Here is a 24,752-nt window from a genome sequence, read left to right as displayed (position 1 = left end):
TCCGATCGACGCGCGCGGGATCACTCCCTCGGAAGCAGCGACCCCAGCGGCCCGAGGTCCAGATTCAGGTCCTCGGGCCGCAGGCCGTAGCGCTCGCGCAGTTCGGTCATGCGGTCGTCGAGGAGCATGAGGGTGAGCCCGATGCGCTCCTCCTGGTCCTCGCTCAGCTCCCCGGTGTCGAAGCGGCGCACGGCCTGGCGCTCCATGAGCTGGCGCAGGAGTTCCACGACGGTCAGGACGAGCTTGATCAGGTCGCGCTCCACCGTGTCCGGCTCGAGTTCCAGGCGGTTCTTTCCCGGAGTCCGCTCGCTCACAGCAACTCCTCGAAGGGCGATGGCACTTGCTCGTTCACCGAGCTGATGAGTGCGTTCAGATCGATACGGACGAGATCGACGTCCGCGATGCGCAGGGTGAGGTCACCGGTGATGACGACCCCGCCCGCCAGCAGCCGGTCGAGCAGGTCGACCAGGGCCACCTCCCGGCGTTCGACCACGGTCACAGTCCCGCCTCCCCCGCCGTGCCGCCCGCGGTCTCGTCGCCGTCGGACTCCAGGCCGGCGAAGGAGTAGGCGGCCCACGGTCCGGTGAGTTCCACGCGCATACCGGGCCCCTCGCCCTGCACGCTCTCCACCAGTTCCACGAAGGCCTCGGAGTCCGAACGCGACACCAGATAGGCCGCGTTGAGCACGTTGCGCCCCGACTCCTTGGAGAGCGCGGTGTTCTGCGGGGCGTGCAGCCGGGCGTCCTCCGCGTGTTCGCAGAGCGTGTCGTGCAGCCGGTGGGCGAACTTCTCGGCGCTCTCCCACATCTCTTCGTGGGCCCGGTTGCGCTGACGGCGCTGGCGCAGGTAGTCCCGGCCCGACGCCGCCTTCTGCGGCTCCTGCGCCGGGCGGGCGGGCTCCGCTTCGGCATGGATCTTGACGCCCCACTCCACACGGCCGTCGAGCCGGTCGAGCGTCCGCCGGAACGCGTCCTCCCGCTCCTCCATCATCGCGCGCACGCCCGCGTCGTCCCGGAACACGGTGGCGAGCCGCATCGGCAGCGGTGTGGTGACCGCGGTGAGCGCGTCGATCACCGCCTGGTGGGCACGCGCGGTCGCGCTCAGCCAGTCCAGGTCCTCCAGATGCTGCCGGAGCGGCCCTTCGGCGAAGTCCTCCTCCGGCACGGTGCCGACCACGGCGATCAGGCCGTGGTGCGGCAGCTGACCGGGGGGAGCGCCGTCCACCCCGGTCACCTGCGCCTGGAGCGCCGCGTCGAAGGGGCGGCAGATGGCGTAGACGTACCGCAGTCCGCTCATGTGCTTTCCTCCGTCTTGCGTTGGCCCGTCTTGCGTGGCTCCGTCCTGCGCTCCTCAGGCCTGCCCTGCTCCACCTTGCGCCGCGGCGACTTGCTGCGCTCCGCCCGGCTCTGCTCCAGCTGCTCGAGCTCGGCGACATGGGCACGCAACTCGGCGTTCTCACGCGTGAGTTCCTTGCTGTGTGCGCGGGAGGACAGCTCGGGGTCGTCCTCCCACCAGTCGATCCCCATCTCCTTCGCCTTGTCGACGGAGCAGACGATGAGCCGCAGCTTGATGGTGAGCAGTTCGATGTCGAGCAGGTTGATCCTGATGTCCCCCGCGATCACGATGCCCTTGTCGAGCACGCGCTCCAGGATGTCCGCCAGGTTCGCGCCGCCGCCCTGCCCGTACGGCTCCGGGATCCGACTTGGCATGGTCATCGGCGACTCCCGCTCACTGCGGCCTCTTCTTCGTACTTGGCCTCGTCTTCCCCTTCGTCTCCTTCGTCCTCCTCGTCCTGGGCGTACTTCGCCTCGCGCTCGTCCTCTTCCTCGTCCGCGTCCTCCTCGTCCTCTTCTTCCTCCACCTCGCCGTAGGTGTCCCGCTCGTCCTCGTCCTCTTCCGTGCCCTCGTGCTCGTCCTCGTCCTCGTAGGACTCCTCGGGGTGTTCCTCGTCGCGCTCGTCCTCGTCGTGCTCGTACTCGTCCTCGGCGACGTCCTGCGATTCGCCCTCGTCCTGCTCCTCCGCGAGCGCGTCCTCGTGGCTGACCACGACCTCGCCGTCGCGGATCTCACCGCGCCAACCGTCCTCCGCCTCACCCTTGATGGTGATGAAGCGCGCGTAGTTCTTCAGGTCGAGCCGCGCCCGGCGGCCCTGGGCGCGCCAGATGTTGCCGGTCTTCTCGAAGAGACCCTTCGGGTAGTACTCCAGGACCAGCAGGACGCGCGTGAGGCTCTCGGCCAGCGAGTGGAAGGAGACGACGCCCTTCGTCGTGCCCTTCGCGCCCTCCGAGGTCCAGGCGATCCGGTCGTCCGCCACCTGTTCGGTGGTGTGGGCCTTCCAACTCCGGCTGGACCAGAAGACCTTGGCCTGCCAGTCGGAGGTGGTGTCGTCGGCGCGGTTCGCGCTCTTGACGCCCTTGGCGAAGTTGCTGAAGTCCTGGTACTGGGTCCACTGGTCGTACGCGGTGCGCAGCGGCACCCCGACGTCCACGAACTCCATGATGACCGTCGGCTTCTTGCCGGCCCCGCCCTTGCGGCGGCCCTTGCCGCCGGTCATGTTCTTGAAGGCGTCGACCACATTGTCCTTGGCCCGTCCGGCGCCGACCTCGATCGCGGACCGGAGCGGCCCCTTGCCCTCGGCCATCTTGCGGCCGCCGTCGAGGGCGAGCTTGGCGAAGCCCGGGCTGTTGCCCTCGGCGATGTCGTTGAGTTTGCCCGTCGTCTGGCCGAGCTTGTGGCCCACACCGACCAGCATGCGCTGGGCCTGGGCGGCGAGATACTCCTGGACCTCCGCCTTGAGCCGGTCGGCGGCCTCGCTCTGCACGATGCCGGTGATGGGGTTGTCCTTGGCCTTGTCTGTCGCGGACTTCAGGGTGTCACTCACTGCGGCCACCCTCCTTCGGCAGCCGGGCGCCGGTGGCGCGGCGCGCGGTGCTCTTCGTCGCGGCCCTGGCGGGGGTCTTCTTCGCCGCCGTCTTCTTCGCGGGGCTCTTCTGGGTCGCCGTCTTACGGGCGGTGCTCCGCTTGGCCGCCGCCTTCTTGGGGGCGGCGCTCTGCTCCGAAGCCTTCTTCCTTGGCCGGCGCTCCTGCTCGGGCTCCGAGTCGTGCTCCGAGTCGTGCTCCGAGTCGTGCTCCGGCTCGTGTTCCGCCTCCGCGGGCTCCTCGCGGTCCCGGTCGTCCGTGTCGTCCGCCTCGTCCTGGTCGTCGTACTCCTCGTACTCGTCGTACGCGTCGTCCGACTCCCGCTCGTCTTCCTTGCCGCGCCCCGGTATGTCCGGCTTCACGCCCGCGAGTTGATCGCGCACGTCCGCCGTCCGACCGTGCAGGCGGTCGGCGAGGCCCGAGATCTGCCGCTCCACCAGTGCCCCGGTGGCGGCCTTGCCGACTCCGCGCAGGTCTCCGCGCAGCTGGTCGCCGATCTCCTTGAACTGCGGGTTGTTCTGGAGCTGTTGCGACACCAGGTCACCCAGGGCACGCGGGCTCAGATTCATCCGTTTGCCGGCCACCATGGTGCCGACGGCGAACGCCAGCTTCATCTTCTTCGTACGTCCGAGGACGTATCCGGCCCCTACGGCGAGGCCAAGTCCCAGTCGATTCATCGTGTGGTCCCGTTGTCAGTTCCCGCACCGGAGTGCAGGCCTATTTCCAGTCGGTCGAGCAACTCGTCCTCCTGGCGGTCGAATTCCTCCTCACCGATCTCCCCCGACTCGAGCCGCTGCTCGAGAAGGGCGAGTTCGGACCGGACGGTGGCCGGGTCGTAGTAGAGGCGCTCGGCCTCGGCGAGTACCTGGCTCACCGCCCAGAGGCCGCCGCGCACAGGTGCGAACGGCAGCATCAGCACTTCGCCGATCAGTCCCATGCGTTACTCCCGGCCGGCCTGCGAGCCCGCCGACTCCGGCGTGGCTCCCGTCGGCTCGGAGGGCCCGGGCTCGACGAAGCTGTAGGGCGGCAGCGGGCCGTTGACGCGCAGTTCGACGTGCGGGTGCGCCTTGCGGGCTTCCTCGACGGCGGCGAGGAACACCTCGGCCGCATCGCGCTCCACCAGGAACGACAGGTTGGCCAGCCATCCCGTGGACTCCGGGCCCACGCTGACGGCGTGCGCGGCCGGCTCCAGGATGCGGTGCAGCTCCACGGCGTCCTCGGCCTCGCGGCTCTGGAGCGCGGCCACCACCATCTCGCCGAGCTGCAGCTTCTGTTCGTAACTGCCGCCGCCCGCCTGCCGGTTGGCCTCGGCCAGCGCCTGCACCTCGGCGTTGTCGGCCATCACGCGGTGCAGGGCGGCCTGCTCGTCGTGGCTGGCCTTGACGTTGTACTCGACCTTGCCCGCCAGGGTCGCGAGCCGCTCGCGGTAGTGCTCGGCACGTTCGGCGAGCACGCTCGTGACGGACTCGTCGTCCGGGGCGACGTTGCCGAAGCGCATGGGCAGGACCGGACCCGCCGCACCCGCCTCGCTCAGGACGTTCTGGTGGGCCAGCAGGTCGTTGCGCTTGGCGCGCAGCCCCTCGGGGGCCTCACTGACGATCGCCGCCAGGTCGCCTTCCCTGAGGATGCGCACCTGGCGCGCCGGTTTGCCCACGCCGTTCATGCCTTCGGGGAGCGAAGGGTGCGAACTCGCTGCGATGCCATAGACGTACGTGCTCATTCCTGCTCCTCCTTCCTGCGCGACGGGGCGCTCTTGCGGGCACGCGGGCGGGACTCCGCCTGGCCCTCTTCACGCGACTGCTTGAAGGCGTCGGAAATGGTCTCGGCGGCGCCGGACAGCGCGCCCTTGGACTTGCCGCGCGCACCGGACTCGGTGATCTCGCCCACCAGGTCGGGGAGCCCGGGGTCCTTGTGCGGGCCCGACTCCAGGTCGAGGCGGTTGCACGCCTCGGCGAAGCGCAGATAGGTGTCGACGCTGGCGACGACCACACGCACGTCGATCTTCAGGATCTCGATGCCGACGATCGAGACACGCACGAAGGCGTCGATGACGAGACCGCGGTCGAGGACTAGCTCCAGGACGTCGTACAGGCCACTGGAGCCGCCCGATCCGCCGGCTTGCTGTGCAGGGACAACGGTCATGCCGACCGGCCCTCCTTGTCTGGGAAGTCTGTGGATGAACTGCAAAAACCCGTACGGAACGGGCTCTAACGACCGCTGGACTTGGAGTCGGCACGCCCGCGTTCGTAGCGGCGGACGCGTCGGTAGCCCAGGAGCTCGCCCTGTGGGTCGCACTCCACCTGATAGCTCGCGAGGAGACTCATCGTGTCCGGAACCCGGGTGAGTTCCAGGACCTCGATCTCCAACGTCCAGCCGTCATCGGTCTGTTCGAAGGACGACACGGACTCGGCGGCCATCCCGGTCAGCTCGGCAAGCTGGGTGCGCGCTGTGCGCAGCACCTCCATGGGGCCGGGGCGGCGCTTCGCCCTGCCGCTTTCCGCTTTTTCGGTCGAATCGGTCGAATTGCGCGAGTTCTGCGAACCCGCCTTCTTCTTCTCTGGATCTGACGATGTGTTCAATATGGCCACCTCTTCTTCACGAGTGGCCCGTAATCCGTTGGCCAAACATCTCTCGTCAGGCGTCCCGGCTCACCGGCCCCAACGGTGCGGCACCTCAGGGTCCACACCCGCCCCATGGGCCGCGTCCACGGTCGGCGGCGCCACCGGCCGCTCGGGCGCCGGCGGCGACACGGGCGGAGGAGTCACGGACGGTGTGCCCATGGAGGGCCCGTCCGCGGCAGACCGGTCCACGGCAGGGTGGTCCGCGGAGGGGCGGTCCACGGAAGGCCGGGCCGCGCTCCGCAGGAAGTAGGCCACGACACCGAGGACCACCGCTGTGATCAGCGCGGCCGCCCAGTCGGGCAGTCCCAGCGCGAGCGCGAGCCCGAAGGCGAGCGCCAGCGCGGCACCCGCATAGAGACCGGCGGCGCCCGCCCCGGCGTACAACGCGGCCTTGCGGCGCTGCTTGCGTGTCTGTTCCCTCAGCTCGTCGCGCACCGCCTCGCGGGCGGCACGCGTCAGTTCATCGACGAGGCTCTTGTCCAGATGCTCCAAACGATTCATGGCGCCCGAGTACCCGGCCGCCCGGACGCGTAACGCGGCACGGCGGCCGGCGCTCGCCGTGCCGGGTGGCTCGTTCAAAGGCGTGACCGATCTGCAGGACCCGTAGATCGGCACGGTGCGGCCCGACGATCTGGAGCCCGACCGGCAGGCCGCCCGGGGTGAAACCGGCGGGCACGGACAGCGCCGGGCTGCCGGTCGCGGACACCAGGTACGCCGAGCGCATCCAGTCCAGGTAGTCCGCCATCTCCACCCCGTCGACCTTGTCCGGATACTCCAACTCGACAGGGAATGGGACCACTTGACTGGTCGGCAGGATCAGGGCGTCGTACCGCTCGAAGAACGCGCGCACCCGGTGGAAGAGTTCGGCGTGCAGCACGGTGGCCCGCTCCAGGTCGACGCCGGTGAGCGCGCGCCCCTGGCGTACGTTCCGGACCAGGCTGGGCTTCATCCGGTCCGCAGCGGTGTCCAGGAGTCCGCCGAGCGCCAGGTGGAACTGCCAGGCGCGGAAGGTGCGGAACACCTCGTCGGCGCCGGACAGGTCGGGGCACGCCTCCTCGACCGCGCACCCCAGGTCGGCGAAGACCGTGACGGCGGGCGCGAGCACATCGGTGACCTCGCGGTCGACCGGCACCGCTCCTCCCAAGTCCGGCGACCAGGCGATCCGGAGCCCCGTCAGATCCCGGTCCAGCGGCACGCCGAACGCGCTCCCCGGCGTCTCCAGGGCGATCGGCGAGCGCGGGTCGGGCCCGGCGACGACGGAGAGCAGCAGCGCCGCGTCGGCGACCGTGCGCGCCATCGGCCCCTGCACGGCCATCGTCGACCACGGAGCGGTGTCCGGCCAGCTCGGCACCCGGCCCGGCGAGGGACGCAGGCCCACCACGTTGCAGAACGAGGCGGGGTTGCGCAGCGAACCGCCCATGTCGCTGCCGTCGGCCAGGGGGTGCATGCCGCAGGCGAGCGCGGCCGCCGCTCCCCCGCTGCTGCCGCCCGCCGACCGCCGGAGGTCGTACGGATTGCGGGTGGCCCCGAAGACCGGGTTGAAGGTGTGCGAACCGGCCGCGAACTCGGGGACGTTGGTCTTGCCGATGGTGATCGCTCCGGCGGCACGGATGCGCTCGACGATCAGCTCGTCGCGGTCCGGGACGTTGTCCGCGAGCAGCGGTGTCCCGTAGGTGGTGCGGATGCCACGGGTGTCGTGGGTGTCCTTGTGGGCGACGGGCAGCCCGTGCAGCGGGCCGAGCGGTGCGCCACGCACGGCTTCTTCGTCGGCGGTGCGCGCCTCGTCGAGCGCGCGCTCGGCCGCCAGGGTCACCACGGCGTTCACGGCGCCGTCGGCCTGCTCGATCCGGTCCAGGTGCGCCTGGACGACCTCGCGCGCGGACAACTCGCGGGTGCGGATCCTGGCGGCGAGTTCGCGGGCGGTGAGGTGGACGAGTTCGGCGGCCTCGGGGACTTGGGGTACTTGAGGAGCCTGGCTGGCTTCAGGGCTCATTTCAGGACTCATACGACGCCTTCGGCTCGGGACGGCTGACGACTGACGACTGGCGACTGGCGACTGGCGACTGGCGACTGGCGACCAACTGCTGACTGCTGACCCCGGCGGATCACCCGAACATTCTCCTCGCCCTGCCACGAGGTTACGTACGTCCTGTACATTTTTCACAGGAAGCCTTGGGGAGCAGCCGACCCCGGCAGAGGAGATACGTGCCATGAACCGACCGTTCGCCCGCCATGTCCTGCCCGAGTTCACCGAGCGCACCGGCTCGGGGCAACGGACTCTCGATCCGTACTCGAAGCTGCTCGACGAGCGCATCGTCTTCCTGGGCACACCGATCGACGACACCTCGGCCAACGACGTGATGGCGCAGTTCATGCACCTCGAGTACCTGGCGCCCGACCGCGACATCTCGCTCTACATCAACTCCCCCGGCGGCTCGTTCAGCGCGATGACGGCGATCTACGACACGATCCAATTCGTCAGCTGCGACGTGGAGACGACCTGTCTGGGCCAGGCCGCGTCGGCGGCCGCCGTCCTGCTCGCGGCGGGCACCCCCGGCAAACGGTTCGCGCTGCCCGGCGCCCGGGTGCTGATCCACCAGCCCTCGCTCGCCGAGCCGATCCACGGCCAGGCAACCGACTTGGCGATCCAGGCCGACGAACTCCTGCGCACCCGCGCAAAACTGGAGAAGCTGCTGGTGCAACACACGGGCCGGAGCCCGGAGCGCGTCGCGGCCGACATCGAACGGGACAAGATCCTCACCGCCTCCGAGGCGGTCGATTACGGCCTGGTGGACCGGATCGTCGCCAACCGCAAGTCGTCCCTGCGCGCCCCGGACGCGAGGTGATCCGCCGATGCTGCCGCCCGAACTTCCTCCGCTGCCCGCACTCACCCGCGCCGAGGGCGAGTTGATCGACCGGTATCTCGAAGTGGTCGACCTGCTGGGCCGGATCAACCCCGCCCGCGCCTCGGACACCTACGGCGGACTGCGCGCCGCCCAGGCACTGGTCGGCAGCGCCACCGCCCTGCGGGACGCTCTGACGCTCATGCACCAGCGGGGCGAGAGCGCCGTGCACGCGCCGACGTTGGCCCGGGCGCTGCGTGTGCTGGACGGGGAGCGCCGGGCGGGGCGGGTCACCGTGCCGCCCCCGGCGGCGTTCTGAGCGCCCGTCAACCCCGCACTGACGTCCGAACCGTCCGGGGTTCGGCTCAAACGAACCAAACGGGCTACCTCGTTCGGCGTAGACGATCCTCCCAATTCGAGCTGGCCTCAGTTGCGTCAGATGTGTACGCGATGGCCGGAATTCCTCGTTCCGGTGCTGGTCGAACGATCGTCGGGTTACGCGGTCCGATCCCGAATCCGACCGTGTCCACCCGAACGGTTCAGGCGTGAGGAACCTCATAAAAGGCCGTTTCGGCTCGGAATTCGACCCCTTGACGGGTCAAGATCCCTTCCGACGACAAGCCCCCGCCACAGCGGCGGGGCGATCCGGGCGGACGCCGAGTCCTGCCGCCGCCCGGATGACCGGTCGACATCGGTGCATCGGCAGGAGTGGAGGACCCAGGCATGACGGGTCGGTCCGGAAGGTCCGGACAACGACCCTTGGGGTGAAGCCGCACACAGCGGCCGGGCAACTTTGTCAGCCCGAATCCGACAGGTCATCCTTCACAGGCGGCTGACGAAGGGTTGCGCATGACCGCGCTGAATCATGTTCCGTCGCTGCTCACCAGGGCCGGTTCCGTATCGGCCCTCACGCTCGCCGTCGTAGGCGGCACCCTCGTGGCCCCAGGGCTCACGTCGGAAGCAGAGGCCGCGACTCACGGGACGAAAGCGCTCAAGATCGCTGCCTCCAAGAAGGGCTCTCCGTATGGCTACGGAGCGGCGGGGCCGAACCGGTTCGACTGCTCGGGCCTGACGCTCTACTCGTTCAAGCGCACGGGCAAGAAGCTGCCGCGCACCGCCGCGCAGCAGTACAACAAGACCCGTCACATCTCGGCGTCGAAGCGTTCCCGCGGCGACCTGGTCTTCTTCCGCTCCGGCCGGAGCGTCTACCACGTGGGCATCTACGCCGGGAAGGGAAAGATCTGGCACGCGCCCAAGAGGGGGACCGTCGTGCGCCTCGAGAAGATCTGGACGAAGAGCGTCTCGTACGGCCGGGTGCGCTGATCGCCCGTCACTGACCGCCGATCGCAGACCTGTCGGAGGATGGCGGCAGGGGCCGTACGGCCCTTGCCGCCGCTCGACCGGCCCTCTGGTCGGCGCGCCCGCCAGGCGTGGAGCGCGGCGACGCGGATACTCGGACGCCATGTCCGAAAACAATGGTTACCGCTCCACGGGTGAGTCGTCCGACGCACGCAATGAGACACCGATGGAACGCGCCGACCGGAACTTCTCCGAGCTCCTCCAGGAGCTGCGCGTCACGCAGGCCGGAGTGCAGATCCTCTTCGCGTTCCTGCTGACGCTCGCCTTCACCGAGCGCTTTCCCTCGCTCGACACGGTGCAGCGCGCCACGTACGTCACCACGCTGCTGCTCGCCGTCCTGTCCGCCGCACTGTTCACCGCGCCGGCCGCCGTGCACAGATCGCTGTTCGGGCAGCACTCCAAGCCGCGGATCGTGCGGGTGTCGTCCCGGCTGGCCGGCATCGGCATGGCGGTCCTGGTGTTCGCGCTCGCCGGTTCCGTGCTCCTGGTCGTGGACGTGGCGGTGGGCCGCACCGGCGGGATCATCGCGAGTGCGGGCACGCTGCTGGTGTGCGCGGGCCTCTGGGGCCTGCTGCCCGTCCTGGTGCGTGGCCGGGACAAGAACAAGGACTCGGACACCGGCGCGTCGGGCGACATCACGCCGACAGGGCCTCGGTGAGCAGCACCAGGCCGAGGACGCTCAGCGCGGCGCCCGTGCCGCCCTCGATCGCGCGGGCCGTACGCGGCCTGCGCAGCCAGTGCCCCAGCCGGTCGACCAGGAGCGCGACGACCGGGAGCCACACCAGGGCCAGGGCGACGATGATCGACGCGAGCAGCAGGGTCCTGGGCATGGCTGGGCTGCCCGCGGGCACGAACTGGGGCAGCACGCTGAGGAAGGTGACGGGCGCCTTGGGGTTGAGGGCGTTGGTGAGGAAGCCCTGCCGCAGGCTGCCCCCGGTCGCCGGCTGCTCCCCGCCGTCCGGCGCCCCGAAGCTCGCCACCGGCCGGGCCGCCGACCGCAGCGCGCGGTATCCCAGGTACAGCACATAGGCACCGCCCAGGACCTGTAGCGCCCGGAAGAGGGTGGGTACGGCCGCGAGGACCGCCGCGACCCCGGCCACCGCGAGCGCCGTGTGCACCAGGAGCCCGCCCGCGACGCCGATCGCGCAGGCGACTCCGGCACGGCGCGACGCGAGGGAGTTGCGCACCACGACGGCGAAGTCGGCGCCCGGCATGGCGACCATGCCCGCGGCGACTCCGGTGAAGGCGACCAGTTGAGCGTCCATGGCCCCCAGCCTGCCGTTCTTCTGCCTTCAGCAGGTATGTGGAATATCCTGGGTCTGCCTTAAGCAGACGTTTAGCCCCACGCCGTCGGACGGCCCCCGCCGCCCGCCGGCTCCTGCACCGGGAGCGACCATGTACGACCCGACACGGCTCGCCGCACTGGTGGCGGTCTCCGAGGCCGGGTCGATCACCCGGGCCGCCGAGCGCCTCGGCTACACCGTGCCCGCCCTCTCCCAGCAGCTGGCCAAGCTCGAACGGGAGGCGGGCACCGCGCTCCTGGTCCGGCACCACCGCGGGGCGCGGCTGACCGGCGCCGGCGAGCTGCTCCTGGCACGGGCGCGCCGGGTCCTGGACGAGATGGAGCAGGCCCGGCACGAACTGGCCCAGCTGGCGGGCCTGTCCGGGGGCAGGCTGAGCGTGGGGACCTTCACCACCGCCGGAATCCATCTGGTGCCGCCCGCGCTGACCGCGTTCCGCCGCGCCCATCCGGACGTCGATCTGACGGTACGGGGCTATGAACCGCCGCTCGGCATCGCGGCCGTGGCGGCGGGCGAGGTCGACCTGGCCCTCACGCACACGTACGAGCCGGCGGACCCGGTGCCGCTGCCCGCCTCCGTGACCGCTGAGCCGATCCTGGTCGAGGAGCTGGTCCTGGTGACCTCGCCCGGTCACGCGCTCGCGAGCGCCTCGTCGCGGCTGCCCCTGACCGAGCTCGCCGGGCAGCCGCTGATCAGCATGGCGCCGACGCATCCGCCCCGCCAGGGCGTGGAGTCCGCGCTCGTGCGGGCCGGGGCGACGCCCGCGGTCCTGGTCGAGACCCCGGGCTACGCGCTGGTGTGCGCGCTGGTCAGCGCCGGGCTCGGAGTGGCCGTCGTACCGGAGATGGTGGCGCGGACGGCGGCGACGCCGGTGGGGGTCAGGCCGCTGGAGCCGGGGGATCTGCGCCGCACGATCTCGGTCGTCCACCGCACCGACGAGCCGCATCCCGCGGCGGACACCTTCCGGGCCCTGCTCCGGGGCGCCTTCGGACGCTCAGCGGGGTGAGGGCCAGGCCGAGGGGGCCGCGGCCTCGCCTCGGACCGGCGCGGTCCACGGCAGTGCGATCCAGACCGTCTTGCCGCCCTCGGGCGTCGGCGTGACCGACAGCCTGCCGCCGCACTCCATGGTCAGCCAGCGGATGATCACCAGGCCACGGCCGTTGTCCTGCTGGACGGCGGCGGGCAATCGCTTGGGGTAGCGGGGGTGGCTGTCGGTGACCCCGATGCGCAGCTGCTCGTCCCGGTCCAGCTCGACGTCCACCGTGAAGGTGGGCGACTGGCCCCGGGTGTGCTGGACGGCGTTCGTGGCGAGTTCGGAGACGATCAGCCGGACCGTGTCGGCGACTTCGGTGTCGCCCGGCAGGCCCCACTCGGTGAGGACGTTCGAAACGAACTTCCGGGCCGCGGAGACCGAGGCAGGATCGCTCGGCAGGGTGACGGATGCTTCCTGAAGGTCGGCCATGGCGACGTGTCCCTTTCCCACCGGGGCTCGGCTCCGACTCGTAGCGGAAAGCACGAGGACAGTCCCGGAATGGTGCTGCGAGCCACCCTGCCACTCATGGGGTGCTCACAGGGTGCCATCCACCAAGATGTGCATATATCTGTCGCTCGAAGCGGTGAACTCTGCTACGAGAGACCGTATTTGGGTGGGAGGCTGGCGCTTCCCCTACTGTCGCCGGGGAGAGGGCGGCGGGAGGCCGAAAAAGGAGGCTCCGTCCGAAAGGAGACGGACATGCGGTACGGTCCCGCGGTGCGCCGCCGGAAACTCGGCGCCGAACTGCGTGCGCTGCGCACGCACGCCGGGCTCACCAGTGGCCAGGCGGCGGACCGGGTCGGCTGGCATCAGTCGAAGGTGAGCCGGATCGAGACGGGGCGTAGCAGCGTCAAGGCGGCCGACGTACGCCTGCTGCTCGAGGCGTACGAGGTGAAGGACCCCCAACTCCGCCAGCTGCTGGTCGCGCTGGCGGGCTCGGACGACGAAGGCGGTCGCCGCCACTGGTGGCACGCCTACCGCGAGCTGCTGCCGCCCGCCTACCGCGACTTCATCAGCCTGGAGTCACAGGCCTGCCGGATGCGCACCCTGGAGACCACCGTCGTGCCCGGCCTGCTCCAGACGCCGGACTACGCGCGTGCGGTGACGCGGGCCGCCCTTGACGGACTGCCGGACGAGCAGGTGGACACGCTGGTCGAGGTGCGTCTGGCCCGTCAGGACGTGCTGCGCGCGGCTCCGCCGCTGCGACTGAGCGTGATCCTGGACGAGGCGGTGCTGCACCGCCCCGTGGGCGGCCGTCAGGTGCTCGCGGGCCAGTTGAAACGGTTACTGGAAGCCGCACAGTTGCCCCATGTACGACTTCAGGTGTTGCCGTTCGCCGCCGGAGAGCACGTGGGCCTCATCGGATCTTTCGTTATCTTCTCCTTTCCGAACATTGCTGATCTGGATGTGGTTGTTCTAGACCACTTGACGAGTAGCCTCTACCTCGAACGGAAAGAAGACCTCCAGGCATACACGGACGCCTTCAACTCCCTTCAAGGAAAAGCACTTTCACCCGAGGAATCAACGGATCACATCGCCGGGTTAGGTGACGGCGCGTAAGGGGGCACCATGACTGCACTGCCTCGGCACGTACCTTCCAGCACATCTCTGCACGGCGCACGGTGGTATCGCAGCAGCCGCAGCAACGGCATGAACAACTGTGTGGAGACAGCCTCGCTCGCTTCAGGGCCGAAGCAGGGGCTGCTCGCCGTACGCGATTCGAAGAACACGGCAGGGCCCGCCCTGCTCTTCTCACCCGCCACATGGGAGGCCTTCGTCCACGGCCTCCGGTGACTACCGGGGTGCGTTGCGGCTGATCACCCGTACGGCATCGGCGATCTGTGCGCCGGTGAGATCCGCTCGGGCGGTCAGCCGCAGCCGCGAGATGCCGTCGGGCACCGACGGCGGACGGAAGCAGCCGACGGCCAGGCCCGCACCCCTGCAGTCGGCGGCCCACCGCACGGCCGCTTCCGGTGACGGCGCGCGCACGGAGACGACGGCGGCGTCGGGACGTACCGCCGAGAGACCTTCCGCCGTGAGGCGTTCATGCAGTTCGGCCGCGACCGCGCGGGCCCGCGCGGCACGCTCGGGCTCCCTGCGCAGCAGCCGCAGGGCGGCCAGCGCCGCACCCGCGGCGGCAGGGGCGAGCCCGGTGTCGAAGATGAAGGTGCGGGCCGCGTTGACCAGATGATCGATGACCTTGGCCGGGCCGAGGACCGCGCCGCCCTGGCTGCCGAAGGACTTCGACAGGGTGACCGTGGCCACCGTGTGGTCCGTGCCCGCGAGTTCGGCCGCCTGCGGGGCACCCCGCCCGCCGTCGCCGAGCACGCCGAGCCCATGGGCGTCGTCGACGATGAGACCGGCGCCGAACTCGTCACAAACGGAAGCGAGTTCGGTCAGTGAAGCCGCGTCGCCGTCGACCGAGAAGACCGTGTCCGACACCACGACCGCGGGACCCGCGTGGCCGTCCAGCGCCTTGCGCACCGCTTCGGGATCGGCGTGCGGCACCACCTGCGTCGTCCCGCGCGCGAGGCGGCAGCCGTCGATCAGCGAGGCGTGGTTGCCCGCGTCCGAGACGATCAGCGAGCCGTGCGGGGCCAGGGCGGTGACGGCGGCGAGGTTCGCGGCGTATCCGGAGGAAAGGACCAGGGCCGCCTCGAAGCCGCAGAACTCGGCCAGCTCCCGCTCGAGTTCCGCGTGCAGTTCGGTGGAGCCCGTCACCAGGCGGGAGCCGGTGGCCCCGCCGCCCCAGCGCCGGGCGGCGGCCGCCGCGCCCTCGGTGATCTCGGGATGCCTGGCCAGGCCCAGGTAGTCGTTGCTCGCCAGGTCGAGAAGGCCGCCCGCGTCGGCGGGGCGGGGGCGCAGGGTGCGGACGAGTCCGGCCTGTGCGCGCAGGCTCGCCTGCTCGTCGATCCAGTCGAACGGCGCGCTCGCCATGGGGGTTCCTCCGGGTCGTCGGGACTGGCCGGTTTGTAGACAGTGCACAGACCCTAGCCGTCCGGCCACCGGGCCAGGATGTGGCAATACCCACACCTCTCAGCGTTTCTGTTGTGCGAAGTCTCCTTGGAAAGGGAGGCTCTCGTACGTAAGGATCAGCGCCATGGATCTGCTGAACACGCTGGTGGACAAGGGGCTTCGGCGCGAGCTGCCGACCCGTGAAGAAGCGCTGGCCGTACTGGCCACTTCCGACGACGAGCTCCTCGACGTGGTCGCCGCCGCCGGGAAGGTACGGCGGCAGTGGTTCGGGCGGCGGGTGAAACTCAACTATCTGGTCAATCTCAAGTCGGGTCTCTGCCCGGAGGACTGCTCGTACTGTTCGCAGCGTCTGGGCTCGACGGCCGGCATCCTCAAGTACACCTGGCTGAAGCCCGACGAGGCCTCGCAGGCCGCCGCTGCCGGGGTCGCGGGCGGCGCCAAGCGGGTCTGCCTGGTCGCGAGCGGCCGTGGTCCGACCGACCGCGACGTCGACCGGGTCTCGAAGACCATCGAGGCGATCAAGGAGCAGAACGAGGACGTCGAGGTGTGCGCGTGCCTCGGGCTCCTCTCCGCCGGCCAGGCGGACAAACTGCGCACGGCGGGCGCGGACGCGTACAACCACAACCTCAATACGTCCGAGGCGACGTACGGCGAGATCACCACCACCCACACGTACGCCGACCGCGTGGACACCGTGCAGCAGGCGCAGGCCGCGGGCCTCTCCGCCTGTTCGGGGCTGATCGCGGGCATGGGCGAGACGGATGAGGACCTGGTGGACGTGGTCTACGCGCTGCGCGACCTCGACCCCGACTCGGTGCCGGTCAACTTCCTGATCCCCTTCGAGGGCACCCCGCTGGCCAAGGAGTGGAACCTCACCCCGCAGCGCTGCCTGCGCATCCTGGCGATGGTCCGCTTCGTCTGCCCCGACGTGGAGGTGCGCATCGCGGGCGGCCGCGAGGTGCACCTGCGCACGATGCAGCCCCTGGCGCTGCACCTCGCCAACTCGATCTTCCTGGGCGACTACCTGACCAGTGAGGGCCAGGCCGGCAAGACCGACCTGGAGATGATCGCGGACGCCGGTTTCGAGGTCGAGGGCGCCGGCACGGTGACGCTGCCGGAGCACCGCGCGGACGCGCTGGCGGCGGCGGGATGCGGGTCGCACGGGGGCGGCTGCGGGCCGCACGAGAACGGCGGGGGCGGCTGTGGGCCGTGCGGCTCGGCCGAGCCCGCGGCTGCCGCCGGGCCCGCGACGTCCTCCGTGCCCGCTCAGGCCGAGGCCGCCGCTGCCGAGGCCGTGGAGGGCGAGACGCCCGAGGCGCGCACGGACCTGGTGGCGGTACGCCGCCGGGGCGCGGGAACGGACCTGGCGCCCAATGCCTGACCTCTCCGTACCCGAACTGCTCGATCTGGACCGGCGCCACGTGTGGCATCCGTACGGCCCCATGCCCGGTCGGCACGAGCCGCTGGTCGTCGAGTCGGCGAGCGGCGTGCGGCTGCGGCTCGCGGGCGACGGGGGCGAGCTGGTCGACGGCATGTCGTCCTGGTGGGCGGCGATCCACGGCTACAACCACCCCGTGCTCAACGACGCGGTCCGCGCTCAGCTGGACCGGATGAGCCACGTCATGTTCGGCGGCCTCACCCATGAGCCCGCCGTCCGCCTGGCGAAGCTCCTCGTCGACATATCGCCGGAGGGCCTCGAGCACGTCTTCCTCGCGGACTCCGGATCGGTGTCGGTCGAGGTCGCGGTCAAGATGTGCCTGCAGCACTGGCGCTCGCTCGGCCGTCCGGCCAAGCGGCGGATGCTGACCTGGCGCGGCGGCTACCACGGGGACACCTGGCAGCCCATGTCGGTGTGCGACCCCCAGGGCGGCATGCACGAGCTGTGGCAGGGGGCGCTGCCCCAGCAGGTGTTCGCGGACGCGCCGCCCGCGGGGTTCGAGGCGTACGACGACGCGTACGCCGACCATCTGCGCGAGATGATCGGGCGCCACGCCGACGAGCTTGCCGCCGTGATCGTGGAGCCGGTGGTGCAGGGCGCGGGCGGTATGCGGTTCCACTCCCCCGTCTATCTGCGGGTGTTGCGGGAGGCCTGCGACGAGCACGACGTCCTGCTCGTGTTCGACGAGATCGCCACGGGGTTCGGCCGCACGGGCGCGCTGTTCGCAGCTGACCACGCGGGGGTCACGCCCGATGTGATGTGCCTGGGCAAGGCGTTGACCGGCGGTTATCTCACGCTGGCGGCGACGCTGTGCACGCCGCGGGTCGCGGACGGCATCTCACAGGGCGAGGTGCCGGTGCTGGCCCACGGCCCGACGTTCATGGGCAATCCGCTCGCCGTCGCGGTGGCCAGCGCCTCGATCGAGCTGCTGCTCGGGCAGGACTGGCGGACCGAGGTCAAGCGCATCGAGGCGGGCCTGCGCGGCACGCTGGCCGAGGCGGCCGCGCTGCCCGGTGTCCGGGACGTACGCGTGCTCGGCGCGATCGGTGTCGTGCAGCTGGACCACGACGTGGACATGGCGGCGGCCACCCGCGCGGCGACGCGTGAGGGGGTGTGGGTGCGGCCGTTCCGCGACCTCATCTACACGATGCCGCCGTTCATCACGAGCGACGACGACGTGGCACGGATCGGACGCGCGGTGTGCGCGGCGGCGAAGGAGGGCTGAGATGACGGTCATCGTGGTGTCTGGCACCGGCACCGAGATCGGCAAGACGATCACTACGGCCGCCGTGGCCGCCCTCGCGGTCGCCGCGGGGCGCAGTGTCGCGGTGCTCAAGCCCGCGCAGACGGGGGTGGCGCCCGGTGAACCGGGCGACGCGCAGGAGGTGACGCGGCTGGCGGGCGACGAGATCACCACCCTCGAACTCGCCCGCTTCCCCGAGCCGTTGGCGCCCAACACCGCCGCCCGGCGGGCGGGCATGGCGCCGGTCCGTCCGTACGAAGTGGCCGACGCGGCACAGAAGTTGGCGGCGGAGCACGACCTGGTCCTGATCGAGGGGGCGGGCGGCCTGCTCGTGCGCTACGACGACGAGGGCGCCTCCCTCGCCGACGCCGCGCGCCTCCTCACGGCTCCGGTTCTTGTGGTCACTCCTGCGGGACTCGGCACCCTGAACATGACGGCACTCACCACGGAGGCACTGCGGGCCCGCGGCCTGGCCCCCCTGGGCGTGACGATCGGCAGCTGGCCCACCACCCCGGACCTGGCGGCCCGCTGCAACCTCGCGGACCTGCCGGAACAGGCGGGCGCACCGCTGCTCGGCGCGGTACCCGAGGGAGCGGGCTCCCTCACCCGCACGGACTTCCGCGCCCGCGCGGGGGGCTGGCTGGCACCGGAACTGGGCGGAGCGTGGGACAGCGCCGCCTTCACGGCGCTGGAGAGGGCGGAATGAGGGAGGCCTGAGGGAGGCCTGAGGGTGCCCGGGCCGGGGGCGACTTGGACGGGACACAGGCGCCACGCACGTCCGAGAGCGTTGGCCCCGAGGGCACCCGACAGCGCCAGGTGCAACCTCCCAAGGCGGGCCGGCAGAGCGGCGCTGCCGGGCGGGGCCGGCCGGAGCGGGCGGATTCTGCCGCGCGCCGGACGCCATGTGCGGACAGGCGCGTGAGCCCCGAGGGCTCCCGGCGGCGTCAGGCGGAGCCTCTTGGCGGGCCGCCCCGGCGTCGGGCGGGTTTCGGGCGCGTGCCGGGCGCTGCTGGAGAGGGGCGCGGGCGGCCGTGGTCGGCGGCCTCAGCAGCGGCCTCGTCCTCGGCGCCCGGTACCTGCGTGAGTCCCCGGGTGGTGCCGCTCGTGCCGCCACCCCCGCATCTTCCCGAACACGCGCCGTGCCGCGTCGGCGGTGGGGCGACTCGGGGGCGTGCGCGTGGGGGAAAGCCGCGCTGCCGGGGCACCATTGCGGTATCCGCTCGCCCCGTCGAGGAGGGCCCATGTCACCTCGCTCCGCCAAGGCCGCGTCCCGGGACGCCGTGCATCACCCCGTCTTCGCCCGCTTCTACGCCCGTCACAGCGTGGCCGCCGAGCCCGTGATCGCCGCGTACCGCAAGGAGCTGCTCGCCGGGCTCTCCGGGCGCGTGATCGAGGTCGGTGCGGGAAACGGTCTGAACTTCGCGCACTATCCGACGGCGGTCTCCGAGGTCGTGGCCATCGAACCGGAGCGCATGCTGCGGCAGTTGGCCGCCGACGCGGCCGTGCGGGCCGACGTACCGGTCGATGTCGTGCCCGGCGTCGCCGAGGCGCTGCCCGTCAAGAGCGAGGCCTTCGACGGCGTCGTGGCCTCGCTGATGCTGTGCAGCGTGCGCGACGTGCCCCGCGCCCTCGCCGAGCTGCGGCGCGTCCTGCGCCCCGGCGGCGAGCTGCGCTTCTTCGAGCACGGCGTGGCTCCGGGCGCGGGGATGGCGGTCGCGCAGCGCGTACTGGACCGGACGGTCTGGCCCCTGCTCTTCGGCGGCTGCCACGTCGCGCGGGACACCGTGGGCGCCCTGCGCGCCGCGGGCTTCGAACTCGGCCCGTACCGCAGGCTGTTGGTGCCGCCGAAGGGGCCGAAGCTGCCCTCTTCTTACTGCGTGCTCGGCACGGCCCGGCGGCCGGAGCACGACTAGGGCGGACCTCAGATCACCTGCGTGAGGTTGACCGCGTTGCCGTCCGGGTCCTTGATGTGCGCCACGCGCTGCCCCCACGGCATGTCGTTGGCCGGACCGAGCGCCTCCCCGCCCAGGGCGTCCACCCGCTCGAGGAGGTCGTCCACCTCCGCCACCGCCACGCTCAGCAGAATCCGCTGCGCCGTGCCGAGCGGCACGCTCGCGTCCGCGACGACGCCGAGCTCCGAGTCGCCGATGCGCAGGTCGACGAAGAACGCGGGCCCCTCCTCCGGGGTCCTCGACACCTCCTCGGCCCCGAGCAGCTCCTGGTAGAACCGCAACAGGCGGTCGAGATCAGGGGTGATGATCATCGGCTGGATGGCGGCGGGCATGGGCGTCCTCCTGAAGTGCGGCTCTCTCCCACCGAACCTATCCTCGCCGCATGATCAATGGTGCGCACCTCATCATCTACAGCAACGACGCCGAAGCCGACCGGGCCTTCTTCCGGGACGTACTGGAGTACCCGCACGTCGACGCGGGAGGCGGCTGGCTGATCTTCAGGCTGCCGCCCGCCGAGGCCGCCATTCATCCCACCCCCGGGCCCGAGTCCCACGAGCTCTATCTGATGTGCGACGACGTGGCGGCGACGGTGCGCGAACTGACCGCCAGGGGCGTGAAGTTCACCCAGCCGGTCACCGACGCCGGCTGGGGTCTGCTCACCCGCTTCAAGCTGCCGGGCGGCGGCGAGGTCGGCATGTACGAGCCGCGCCACCAGCGGGCCACCGACCTGTGAGGCGCTGCCGGACGGCGGCTCGTAGGGCGGCTACAGGCTCCACTTCCGCAGCTCGTCCGCGATGGCGTGCACGCTCGCCCCGTCCTCCTTCACCAGCCGGGCCAGTTCACGCACCTGCTCGGGCGAGGTGACGACCTTCAGGCCGCTGGCGACCAGATAGGCGTAGGCGGCGGACGAGGCGAAGAGGGCGTTGGAGCGTTCCAGGGCGGGGATGTGCAGGAGGACCTGGAGCAGGGCGGCGGCGCGGTCGTGCGCGCTTTCGTAGACGGGCACACCGAATATCTCCGCCTCGTGCCGACTGACGGCGGCCACCAGGGCACCCCAGTCGGTGACCTGCGGGTCTCCGGGCGTCTTGTGTTCGGCGATCATCAACAGCCAGGCAAGATCGATTCTGAGGTTCAAGGGCTTAACGACGACCCTCGCGCTCGGGACCGAACTCTTCGGCGAAGACGGATTCGTACTGCTTCATGAAGTCGGCGGCGGCCTCGACAAAGGTGTGACCGACCTCGCCGGCGTCCTGTTTGACCAGTTCCTCGATGTAGCGGTTCACGCTCATCCCGCGGGCAAGAGCGCGCTCGCGCGCGGCCCGGGCGGTGCCTTCGTCCACCCGCACGTTCAGCTGGGTCTTCGCCATCCCCTCAAGCTAGCGCCGCGGCGCTAGCACCGACAAGAGGGCATGGGAGGGCGCAGGGGCGCACAGGACGGCCGGGACCGGGCCGGGGGATGGAACCGGTACAACACACCCGGGACAGTGCCCCTTACATACGTCTTCGGTTCACGACCTTGGAGGGATACCGGCACCCGCCCCGACCCTCTACTCTCGGCAGGATTACGGGAGTTGGATCGGTCACGACCCAGGAGGCGGCCTTGTCCACACCTGCTTCTGCACCGGCCACCGGCCTCTCGGAGCCCGCCAAGGTCGCCGCCCGCGCACGCGGTCTGACCAAGGCGTACGGCTCCGGCGAGACCACCGTGCTCGCCCTCGACGCGGTCGACGTGGACATCGCGCGCGGCCGCTTCACGGCGGTCATGGGCCCGTCCGGGTCGGGCAAGTCCACGCTCATGCATCTGCTCGCCGGGCTCGACACGGTCTCCGCGGGTCAGGTGTGGCTCGGCGACACCGAGATCACGGGGCTCAAGGAGCGGGAGCTGACGCAGCTGCGGCGGGACCGCATCGGATTCATGTTCCAGTCCTTCAACCTCATCCCCACCCTCAACGCCGTCGAGAACATCACGCTGCCGATGGACATCGCGGGCCAGCGCCCCGACCGTGCCTGGCTGGAGCACGTCATCGACACGCTCGGCCTGCGCGACCGCCTCAAACACCGGCCCGCCCAGCTCTCCGGCGGCCAGCAGCAGCGCGTGGCCTGCGCGCGGGCGCTCGCATCGCGCCCCGAGCTGATCTTCGCGGACGAGCCGACCGGCAACCTCGACTCGCGCGCGGGACTCGAAGTGCTCGGCTTCCTGCGCGAGGCCGTCGACAAGCTGGAGCAGACCGTCGTCATGGTCACCCACGACCCGGGCGCCGCCGCCCACGCCGACCTGGTGCTCTTCCTCGCGGACGGCCGCATCGTCGACGAGATGGCGCGCCCGACGGCGGAGTCGGTCCTTGAACGCCTCAAGCGGTTCGACGTGATCCACGCGCTGCCACAGGAGAGCCGTCCCGAAGCCGACGGCTCCCAGGGCGTCCCGGGCGCCGACCGCGCTCCGGACCGGGACTGAGGCGGCTGCGGCGATGCTGAAGGCGACGCTCAGGAGCTTCCTCGCGCACAAGGGCAGGCTGCTGCTCTCCGCCCTCGCCGTGATCCTCTCGGTGGCGTTCGTCGCGGGCAGCCTCATCTTCTCGGACACGGTGGCCCGCACCTTCGACCGGCTCTTCGCCTCGACGTCCGCCGATGTGACCGTCGAGCCGAAGGAGAACCTCGACGAGGCGGTGCCGTCGGGGCAGACGCCGACGATCCCCGCCAAGCTCGCCGACCGTGTCGCCAAGGTCGACGGGGTCGCCCGCACGCGGGTGGACACGGCCGTGGAGAACATCACGGTCGTCGACAGCGAGAAGGAATCGGTGGGCTCCACCACCGGCGCCCCCACCATCGCCACCAACTGGTACGTCACCGACCGCAGCCCCGTCGAGCTGACATCGGGTCACGCCCCGCGCGGCGAGGACCAGGCGCTGCTCGACAAGGACACGGCCGACAAGAAGGACGTGAAGATCGGCGACACCCTCACGGTGCTCGCCGCGCCCGGTTCGTTCAAGGTCGAGGTCGTCGGCATCGTCACCTTCACCACCACGAACCCCGGCGCGGCCCTGGTCTTCCTGGACACCCCGACCGCCCAGCGTGAGCTCCTGGGCGACAAGGACGCGGCGACGGGCATCTCGGTGGACGCCGTTCCCGGCGTGAGCGACACCGAGCTCAAGCGCCGTATCGCCGCCGACCTCGGCTCGGGCTACGACCTGAAGACCGCCGACGAACAGGCCGACTCGGCGGCGTCCGAACTGGGCGGGTTCCTGGACGTCATCAAGTACGTGATGCTCGGCTTCGCCGGGATCGCCGTCCTGGTCGGCATCTTCCTCATCGTCAACACCTTCTCGATGCTGATCGCGCAGCGCACCCGCGAACTGGGCCTGCTGCGCGCCCTTGGCGCCGACCGCAGGCAGGTCTGGCGCTCCGTGCTCACCGAGGCGGTCCTGCTCGGCGCGGTCGGCTCCACGGTCGGTCTCGCGGCGGGGATCGGTCTCGCGGCCGGGCTCATCGAGCTGATGGGCCTGTTCGGGATGAACCTGAAGTCCACCGAGATGGTCATCGGGTGGGGAACCCCCGTCGCCTCGTACGTCGTCGGGGTCGGCGTCACGTTCGTCGCGGCGTATCTCCCGGCCCGGCGTGCGGCGCACGTCTCGCCGATGGCGGCGCTCGCCGACGCGGAGATCGCGGGCGTGGGACGGCCGTTGAAGATCCGTGCCGCGGTCGGCCTGATCGTCGGGGCCGCGGGCGCCGCAGCGCTCGTGGGCTGCGCCACCGCGGAGAAGACCTCGTCGGCGGCGTCCCTGCTCGGCCTCGGCCTCGTCCTCACCCTGATCGCCACCGTGATCGCGGGACCGCTCCTGGTCCGCCCGGTGATCCGGGTGCTCGGCGGCGCGTTCCCCGCCCTGTTCGGCTCGGTCGGCCGGATGAGCCAGCGCAACGCGCTGCGCAACCCGCGCCGCACGGGTGCCACGGCCGCCGCGCTGATGGTGGGGCTCGCGCTGGTGAGCGGCATGTCGGTGGCGAGCGCGTCGATGACCAAGTCGTTCGACGAGCAGATCGACAAGACGCTGGGCGCCGACTTCGTCGTACAGAACAGCAACTTCATGCCCTTCTCGCAGGAGATCACCGAGAAGGTGCGGGCCACCGACGGCGCCGGGCTCGTGGTGCGCCAGCGGTTCGCGCCCGTGAAGGTGTCCATGCCGGACGGCAAGAACGTGGAGACGACCGCGGCGGGCTACGACACGCGCCTGGACGAGGTCGCCCGCGTCACGTACGTCGAGGGCGACACCGCTCGGGCGCTCGCGCCCGGCAGCATCGCCATGCAGCGGGACTTCGCGCGGGACCACAAGGTGCGGATGGGCTCCGAGCTGCCCGTGGAGTTCCCCGGCGGACGCAGGACGGAGCTGACGGTGGGCGCGCTCACCGACCAGCCGGGAGCCGAGGGGTTCGGCGTCGAGGGCGGGATCTTCTTCGGGATGGAGACGGTCGAGGAGTACGTGCCGGGCGGCCAGGACTCCGCGCTGTACGTGAACGCGGCATCGGGCACGAACGACGACACGCTGCGCGACCGGCTGGAGAAGACCCTCGACCCGTATCCGCAGGTCCAGGTCCGCGACCAGGCCGACTACAAGGAACTGATCCGCGAGCAGATCGCCGTGATGCTCTACCTCGTCTACGCCCTGCTCGGCCTGGCGATCATCATCGCGGTGCTCGGCGTGGTCAACACCCTTGCCCTGTCGGTCATCGAGCGCACCCGCGAGATCGGTCTGCTGCGCGCCATCGGGCTCGCCCGGCGCCAGCTGCGCCGGATGATCCGCCTGGAGTCGGTGGTGATCGCGGTGTTCGGCGCGCTGCTCGGGCTCGCACTCGGTCTGGTGTGGGGCGTCGCGGCGCAGCAGGTGCTCGCGCTACAGGGCATGACGGCGTTCGCGATCCCCTGGACGACCGTGATCGCGGTGCTGATCGGATCGGTGGTCGTCGGCCTCGCGGCGGCGCTGCTGCCCGCGCTGCGTGCGTCGCGCATGAATGTGCTGGCGGCCATCGCGCACGAGTGATGGACTGGGGCGGTCGTGCCCAACTGTGCTTACG

Annotated in this window: 32 protein-coding genes and 1 riboswitch; of the genes, 14 read left to right on the top strand and 18 right to left on the bottom strand. The window is 70.8% G+C overall.

All coding sequences use genetic code 11. From position 1 onward, the window contains the following. Nucleotides 1-20 precede the first annotated feature (20 nt). The 12 genes from ACZ6ZP_RS23810 to ACZ6ZP_RS23755 form a co-directional block, all read right to left on the bottom strand. Nucleotides 21-314, bottom strand: coding sequence for a gas vesicle protein K (locus ACZ6ZP_RS23810; protein ID WP_351164298.1), 294 nt, complete (start codon nt 312-314; stop codon nt 21-23). Further along, nucleotides 311-499, bottom strand: a complete 189-nt coding sequence (locus tag ACZ6ZP_RS23805) for a gas vesicle protein (RefSeq protein WP_160509195.1) — start codon at nt 497-499, stop codon at nt 311-313. The genes ACZ6ZP_RS23810 and ACZ6ZP_RS23805 overlap by 4 nt, the downstream gene beginning before the upstream one ends. Further along, on the bottom strand, nt 496-1,296 hold the full coding sequence (locus ACZ6ZP_RS23800) for a GvpL/GvpF family gas vesicle protein (protein ID WP_366463876.1): 801 nt from the start codon (nt 1,294-1,296) through the stop codon (nt 496-498). Before ACZ6ZP_RS23800 ends, ACZ6ZP_RS23805 begins: the two co-directional genes overlap by 4 nt. After that, complete coding sequence (locus ACZ6ZP_RS23795; RefSeq protein WP_361466851.1) at nt 1,293-1,715, bottom strand: gas vesicle protein; 423 nt, start codon at nt 1,713-1,715, stop codon at nt 1,293-1,295. Before ACZ6ZP_RS23795 ends, ACZ6ZP_RS23800 begins: the two co-directional genes overlap by 4 nt. Continuing rightward, a complete protein-coding gene (locus ACZ6ZP_RS23790) occupies nt 1,712-2,881 on the bottom strand; it encodes an SRPBCC family protein (RefSeq protein ID WP_366463877.1) in 1,170 nt (389 codons plus the stop codon). The genes ACZ6ZP_RS23795 and ACZ6ZP_RS23790 overlap by 4 nt, the downstream gene beginning before the upstream one ends. Continuing rightward, nucleotides 2,874-3,596, bottom strand: a complete 723-nt coding sequence (locus ACZ6ZP_RS23785; protein WP_469408270.1) for a DNA primase — start codon at nt 3,594-3,596, stop codon at nt 2,874-2,876. The genes ACZ6ZP_RS23790 and ACZ6ZP_RS23785 overlap by 8 nt, the downstream gene beginning before the upstream one ends. Continuing rightward, nucleotides 3,593-3,856 carry a gas vesicle protein GvpG gene (locus tag ACZ6ZP_RS23780; protein WP_351164292.1) on the bottom strand — a complete coding sequence of 88 codons (264 nt, stop codon included), beginning with the start codon at nt 3,854-3,856 and terminating at the stop codon, nt 3,593-3,595. Before ACZ6ZP_RS23780 ends, ACZ6ZP_RS23785 begins: the two co-directional genes overlap by 4 nt. 3 nt (nt 3,857-3,859) lie before the next feature. Continuing rightward, nucleotides 3,860-4,639 (bottom strand): GvpL/GvpF family gas vesicle protein, encoded by a 780-nt coding sequence (locus ACZ6ZP_RS23775; protein WP_351164291.1) that lies wholly within the window; start codon nt 4,637-4,639, stop codon nt 3,860-3,862. After that, nucleotides 4,636-5,061, bottom strand: a complete 426-nt coding sequence (locus tag ACZ6ZP_RS23770; RefSeq protein WP_351164290.1) for a gas vesicle structural protein GvpA — start codon at nt 5,059-5,061, stop codon at nt 4,636-4,638. Before ACZ6ZP_RS23770 ends, ACZ6ZP_RS23775 begins: the two co-directional genes overlap by 4 nt. A gap of 65 nt (nt 5,062-5,126) precedes the next feature. Beyond that, nucleotides 5,127-5,498, bottom strand: coding sequence for a gas vesicle protein GvpO (locus tag ACZ6ZP_RS23765; RefSeq protein ID WP_351164289.1), 372 nt, complete (start codon nt 5,496-5,498; stop codon nt 5,127-5,129). 69 nt (nt 5,499-5,567) lie between these two features. Continuing rightward, nucleotides 5,568-6,041: a phage holin family protein gene (locus ACZ6ZP_RS23760; RefSeq protein ID WP_383821329.1), complete on the bottom strand. Its 474-nt coding sequence runs from the start codon at nt 6,039-6,041 to the stop codon at nt 5,568-5,570. Then, nucleotides 6,001-7,533 (bottom strand): amidase, encoded by a 1,533-nt coding sequence (locus ACZ6ZP_RS23755; protein ID WP_351164287.1) that lies wholly within the window; start codon nt 7,531-7,533, stop codon nt 6,001-6,003. The genes ACZ6ZP_RS23760 and ACZ6ZP_RS23755 overlap by 41 nt, the downstream gene beginning before the upstream one ends. A 217-nt stretch (nt 7,534-7,750) precedes the next feature. On the opposite strand from ACZ6ZP_RS23755, the gene ACZ6ZP_RS23750 reads away from it, so the two are divergent. From ACZ6ZP_RS23750 to ACZ6ZP_RS23735, 4 genes are all read left to right on the top strand, one after another. Beyond that, nucleotides 7,751-8,386 carry an ATP-dependent Clp protease proteolytic subunit gene (locus ACZ6ZP_RS23750; protein WP_469408269.1) on the top strand — a complete coding sequence of 212 codons (636 nt, stop codon included), beginning with the start codon at nt 7,751-7,753 and terminating at the stop codon, nt 8,384-8,386. Nucleotides 8,387-8,393: 7 nt separating this feature from the next. Then, nucleotides 8,394-8,702: a hypothetical protein gene (locus ACZ6ZP_RS23745; RefSeq protein WP_351164284.1), complete on the top strand. Its 309-nt coding sequence runs from the start codon at nt 8,394-8,396 to the stop codon at nt 8,700-8,702. A gap of 363 nt (nt 8,703-9,065) precedes the next feature. Further along, nucleotides 9,066-9,229, top strand: a riboswitch (cyclic di-AMP (ydaO/yuaA leader). 3 nt (nt 9,230-9,232) lie between these two features. Beyond that, the gene (locus ACZ6ZP_RS23740) at nt 9,233-9,706 is read left to right on the top strand and encodes a C40 family peptidase (protein WP_351164283.1); all 474 of its coding nucleotides are present in this window, start codon (nt 9,233-9,235) and stop codon (nt 9,704-9,706) included. A gap of 139 nt (nt 9,707-9,845) precedes the next feature. Then, nucleotides 9,846-10,400 carry a DUF6328 family protein gene (locus tag ACZ6ZP_RS23735; protein ID WP_351164281.1) on the top strand — a complete coding sequence of 185 codons (555 nt, stop codon included), beginning with the start codon at nt 9,846-9,848 and terminating at the stop codon, nt 10,398-10,400. On the opposite strand, the gene ACZ6ZP_RS23730 is transcribed toward ACZ6ZP_RS23735, so the two are convergent. Then, nucleotides 10,378-11,007, bottom strand: a complete 630-nt coding sequence (locus ACZ6ZP_RS23730) for a LysE family translocator (RefSeq protein ID WP_469408268.1) — start codon at nt 11,005-11,007, stop codon at nt 10,378-10,380. The genes ACZ6ZP_RS23735 and ACZ6ZP_RS23730 overlap by 23 nt on opposite strands. 130 nt (nt 11,008-11,137) lie before the next feature. Here ACZ6ZP_RS23730 and ACZ6ZP_RS23725 point away from each other — a divergent pair, with 130 nt between their 5' ends. Beyond that, nucleotides 11,138-12,049: a LysR family transcriptional regulator gene (locus tag ACZ6ZP_RS23725; protein ID WP_351164278.1), complete on the top strand. Its 912-nt coding sequence runs from the start codon at nt 11,138-11,140 to the stop codon at nt 12,047-12,049. Here ACZ6ZP_RS23725 and ACZ6ZP_RS23720 read toward each other — a convergent pair. After that, on the bottom strand, nt 12,038-12,505 hold the full coding sequence (locus tag ACZ6ZP_RS23720; RefSeq protein WP_351164277.1) for an ATP-binding protein: 468 nt from the start codon (nt 12,503-12,505) through the stop codon (nt 12,038-12,040). The genes ACZ6ZP_RS23725 and ACZ6ZP_RS23720 overlap by 12 nt on opposite strands. Before the next feature lie 270 nt (nt 12,506-12,775). On the opposite strand from ACZ6ZP_RS23720, the gene ACZ6ZP_RS23715 reads away from it, so the two are divergent. Together ACZ6ZP_RS23715 and ACZ6ZP_RS23710 are read left to right on the top strand one after the other, a co-directional pair. After that, a complete protein-coding gene (locus tag ACZ6ZP_RS23715; protein WP_469408267.1) occupies nt 12,776-13,636 on the top strand; it encodes a helix-turn-helix domain-containing protein in 861 nt (286 codons plus the stop codon). Between the two features lie 9 nt (nt 13,637-13,645). Beyond that, nucleotides 13,646-13,870 (top strand): DUF397 domain-containing protein, encoded by a 225-nt coding sequence (locus tag ACZ6ZP_RS23710; RefSeq protein ID WP_249585990.1) that lies wholly within the window; start codon nt 13,646-13,648, stop codon nt 13,868-13,870. Here the strand turns inward: ACZ6ZP_RS23710 and ACZ6ZP_RS23705 are convergent, their stop codons facing one another. Continuing rightward, nucleotides 13,871-15,013, bottom strand: coding sequence for an 8-amino-7-oxononanoate synthase (locus ACZ6ZP_RS23705; protein WP_361466823.1), 1,143 nt, complete (start codon nt 15,011-15,013; stop codon nt 13,871-13,873). A gap of 163 nt (nt 15,014-15,176) precedes the next feature. On the opposite strand from ACZ6ZP_RS23705, the gene bioB reads away from it, so the two are divergent. The 4 genes from bioB to ACZ6ZP_RS23685 all read left to right on the top strand — a co-directional run bounded on the left by bioB (nt 15,177) and on the right by ACZ6ZP_RS23685 (nt 19,646). After that, the gene (bioB, locus tag ACZ6ZP_RS23700; protein ID WP_469408265.1) at nt 15,177-16,433 is read left to right on the top strand and encodes a biotin synthase BioB; all 1,257 of its coding nucleotides are present in this window, start codon (nt 15,177-15,179) and stop codon (nt 16,431-16,433) included. Next, nucleotides 16,426-17,715: an adenosylmethionine--8-amino-7-oxononanoate transaminase gene (locus tag ACZ6ZP_RS23695; RefSeq protein ID WP_366463883.1), complete on the top strand. Its 1,290-nt coding sequence runs from the start codon at nt 16,426-16,428 to the stop codon at nt 17,713-17,715. The genes bioB and ACZ6ZP_RS23695 overlap by 8 nt, the downstream gene beginning before the upstream one ends. Before the next feature lies 1 nt (nt 17,716). Continuing rightward, a complete protein-coding gene (gene bioD, locus ACZ6ZP_RS23690; protein WP_469408263.1) occupies nt 17,717-18,439 on the top strand; it encodes a dethiobiotin synthase in 723 nt (240 codons plus the stop codon). A 535-nt stretch (nt 18,440-18,974) separates the two neighbouring features. Then, nucleotides 18,975-19,646, top strand: a complete 672-nt coding sequence (locus tag ACZ6ZP_RS23685) for a class I SAM-dependent methyltransferase (RefSeq protein ID WP_469408261.1) — start codon at nt 18,975-18,977, stop codon at nt 19,644-19,646. A gap of 8 nt (nt 19,647-19,654) precedes the next feature. Here ACZ6ZP_RS23685 and ACZ6ZP_RS23680 read toward each other — a convergent pair whose 3' ends face one another. Continuing rightward, on the bottom strand, nt 19,655-20,017 hold the full coding sequence (locus tag ACZ6ZP_RS23680) for a VOC family protein (RefSeq protein ID WP_351164268.1): 363 nt from the start codon (nt 20,015-20,017) through the stop codon (nt 19,655-19,657). 50 nt (nt 20,018-20,067) lie between these two features. Here ACZ6ZP_RS23680 and ACZ6ZP_RS23675 point away from each other — a divergent pair, with 50 nt between their 5' ends. Then, nucleotides 20,068-20,418 carry a VOC family protein gene (locus ACZ6ZP_RS23675; RefSeq protein ID WP_351164266.1) on the top strand — a complete coding sequence of 117 codons (351 nt, stop codon included), beginning with the start codon at nt 20,068-20,070 and terminating at the stop codon, nt 20,416-20,418. A 30-nt stretch (nt 20,419-20,448) separates the two neighbouring features. Here the strand turns inward: ACZ6ZP_RS23675 and ACZ6ZP_RS23670 are convergent, their stop codons facing one another. Beyond that, entirely contained in the window at nt 20,449-20,820 is a 372-nt protein-coding gene (locus tag ACZ6ZP_RS23670) for a fic family toxin-antitoxin system, toxin component (RefSeq protein ID WP_351164265.1), read from the bottom strand. A 4-nt stretch (nt 20,821-20,824) separates the two neighbouring features. Continuing rightward, nucleotides 20,825-21,052, bottom strand: coding sequence for an antitoxin (locus tag ACZ6ZP_RS23665; RefSeq protein ID WP_190078868.1), 228 nt, complete (start codon nt 21,050-21,052; stop codon nt 20,825-20,827). 233 nt (nt 21,053-21,285) lie between these two features. Here ACZ6ZP_RS23665 and ACZ6ZP_RS23660 point away from each other — a divergent pair, with 233 nt between their 5' ends. Next, complete coding sequence (locus ACZ6ZP_RS23660; protein WP_469408258.1) at nt 21,286-22,140, top strand: ABC transporter ATP-binding protein; 855 nt, start codon at nt 21,286-21,288, stop codon at nt 22,138-22,140. Between the two features lie 13 nt (nt 22,141-22,153). Continuing rightward, nucleotides 22,154-24,718 carry an ABC transporter permease gene (locus tag ACZ6ZP_RS23655; protein WP_469408256.1) on the top strand — a complete coding sequence of 855 codons (2,565 nt, stop codon included), beginning with the start codon at nt 22,154-22,156 and terminating at the stop codon, nt 24,716-24,718. The last annotated feature ends 34 nt before the right edge of the window (nt 24,719-24,752 follow it).

This window comes from Streptomyces sp. NPDC054047 (genome assembly GCF_055585065.1).
This window is presented reverse-complemented; position numbering and strand designations above follow the sequence as displayed.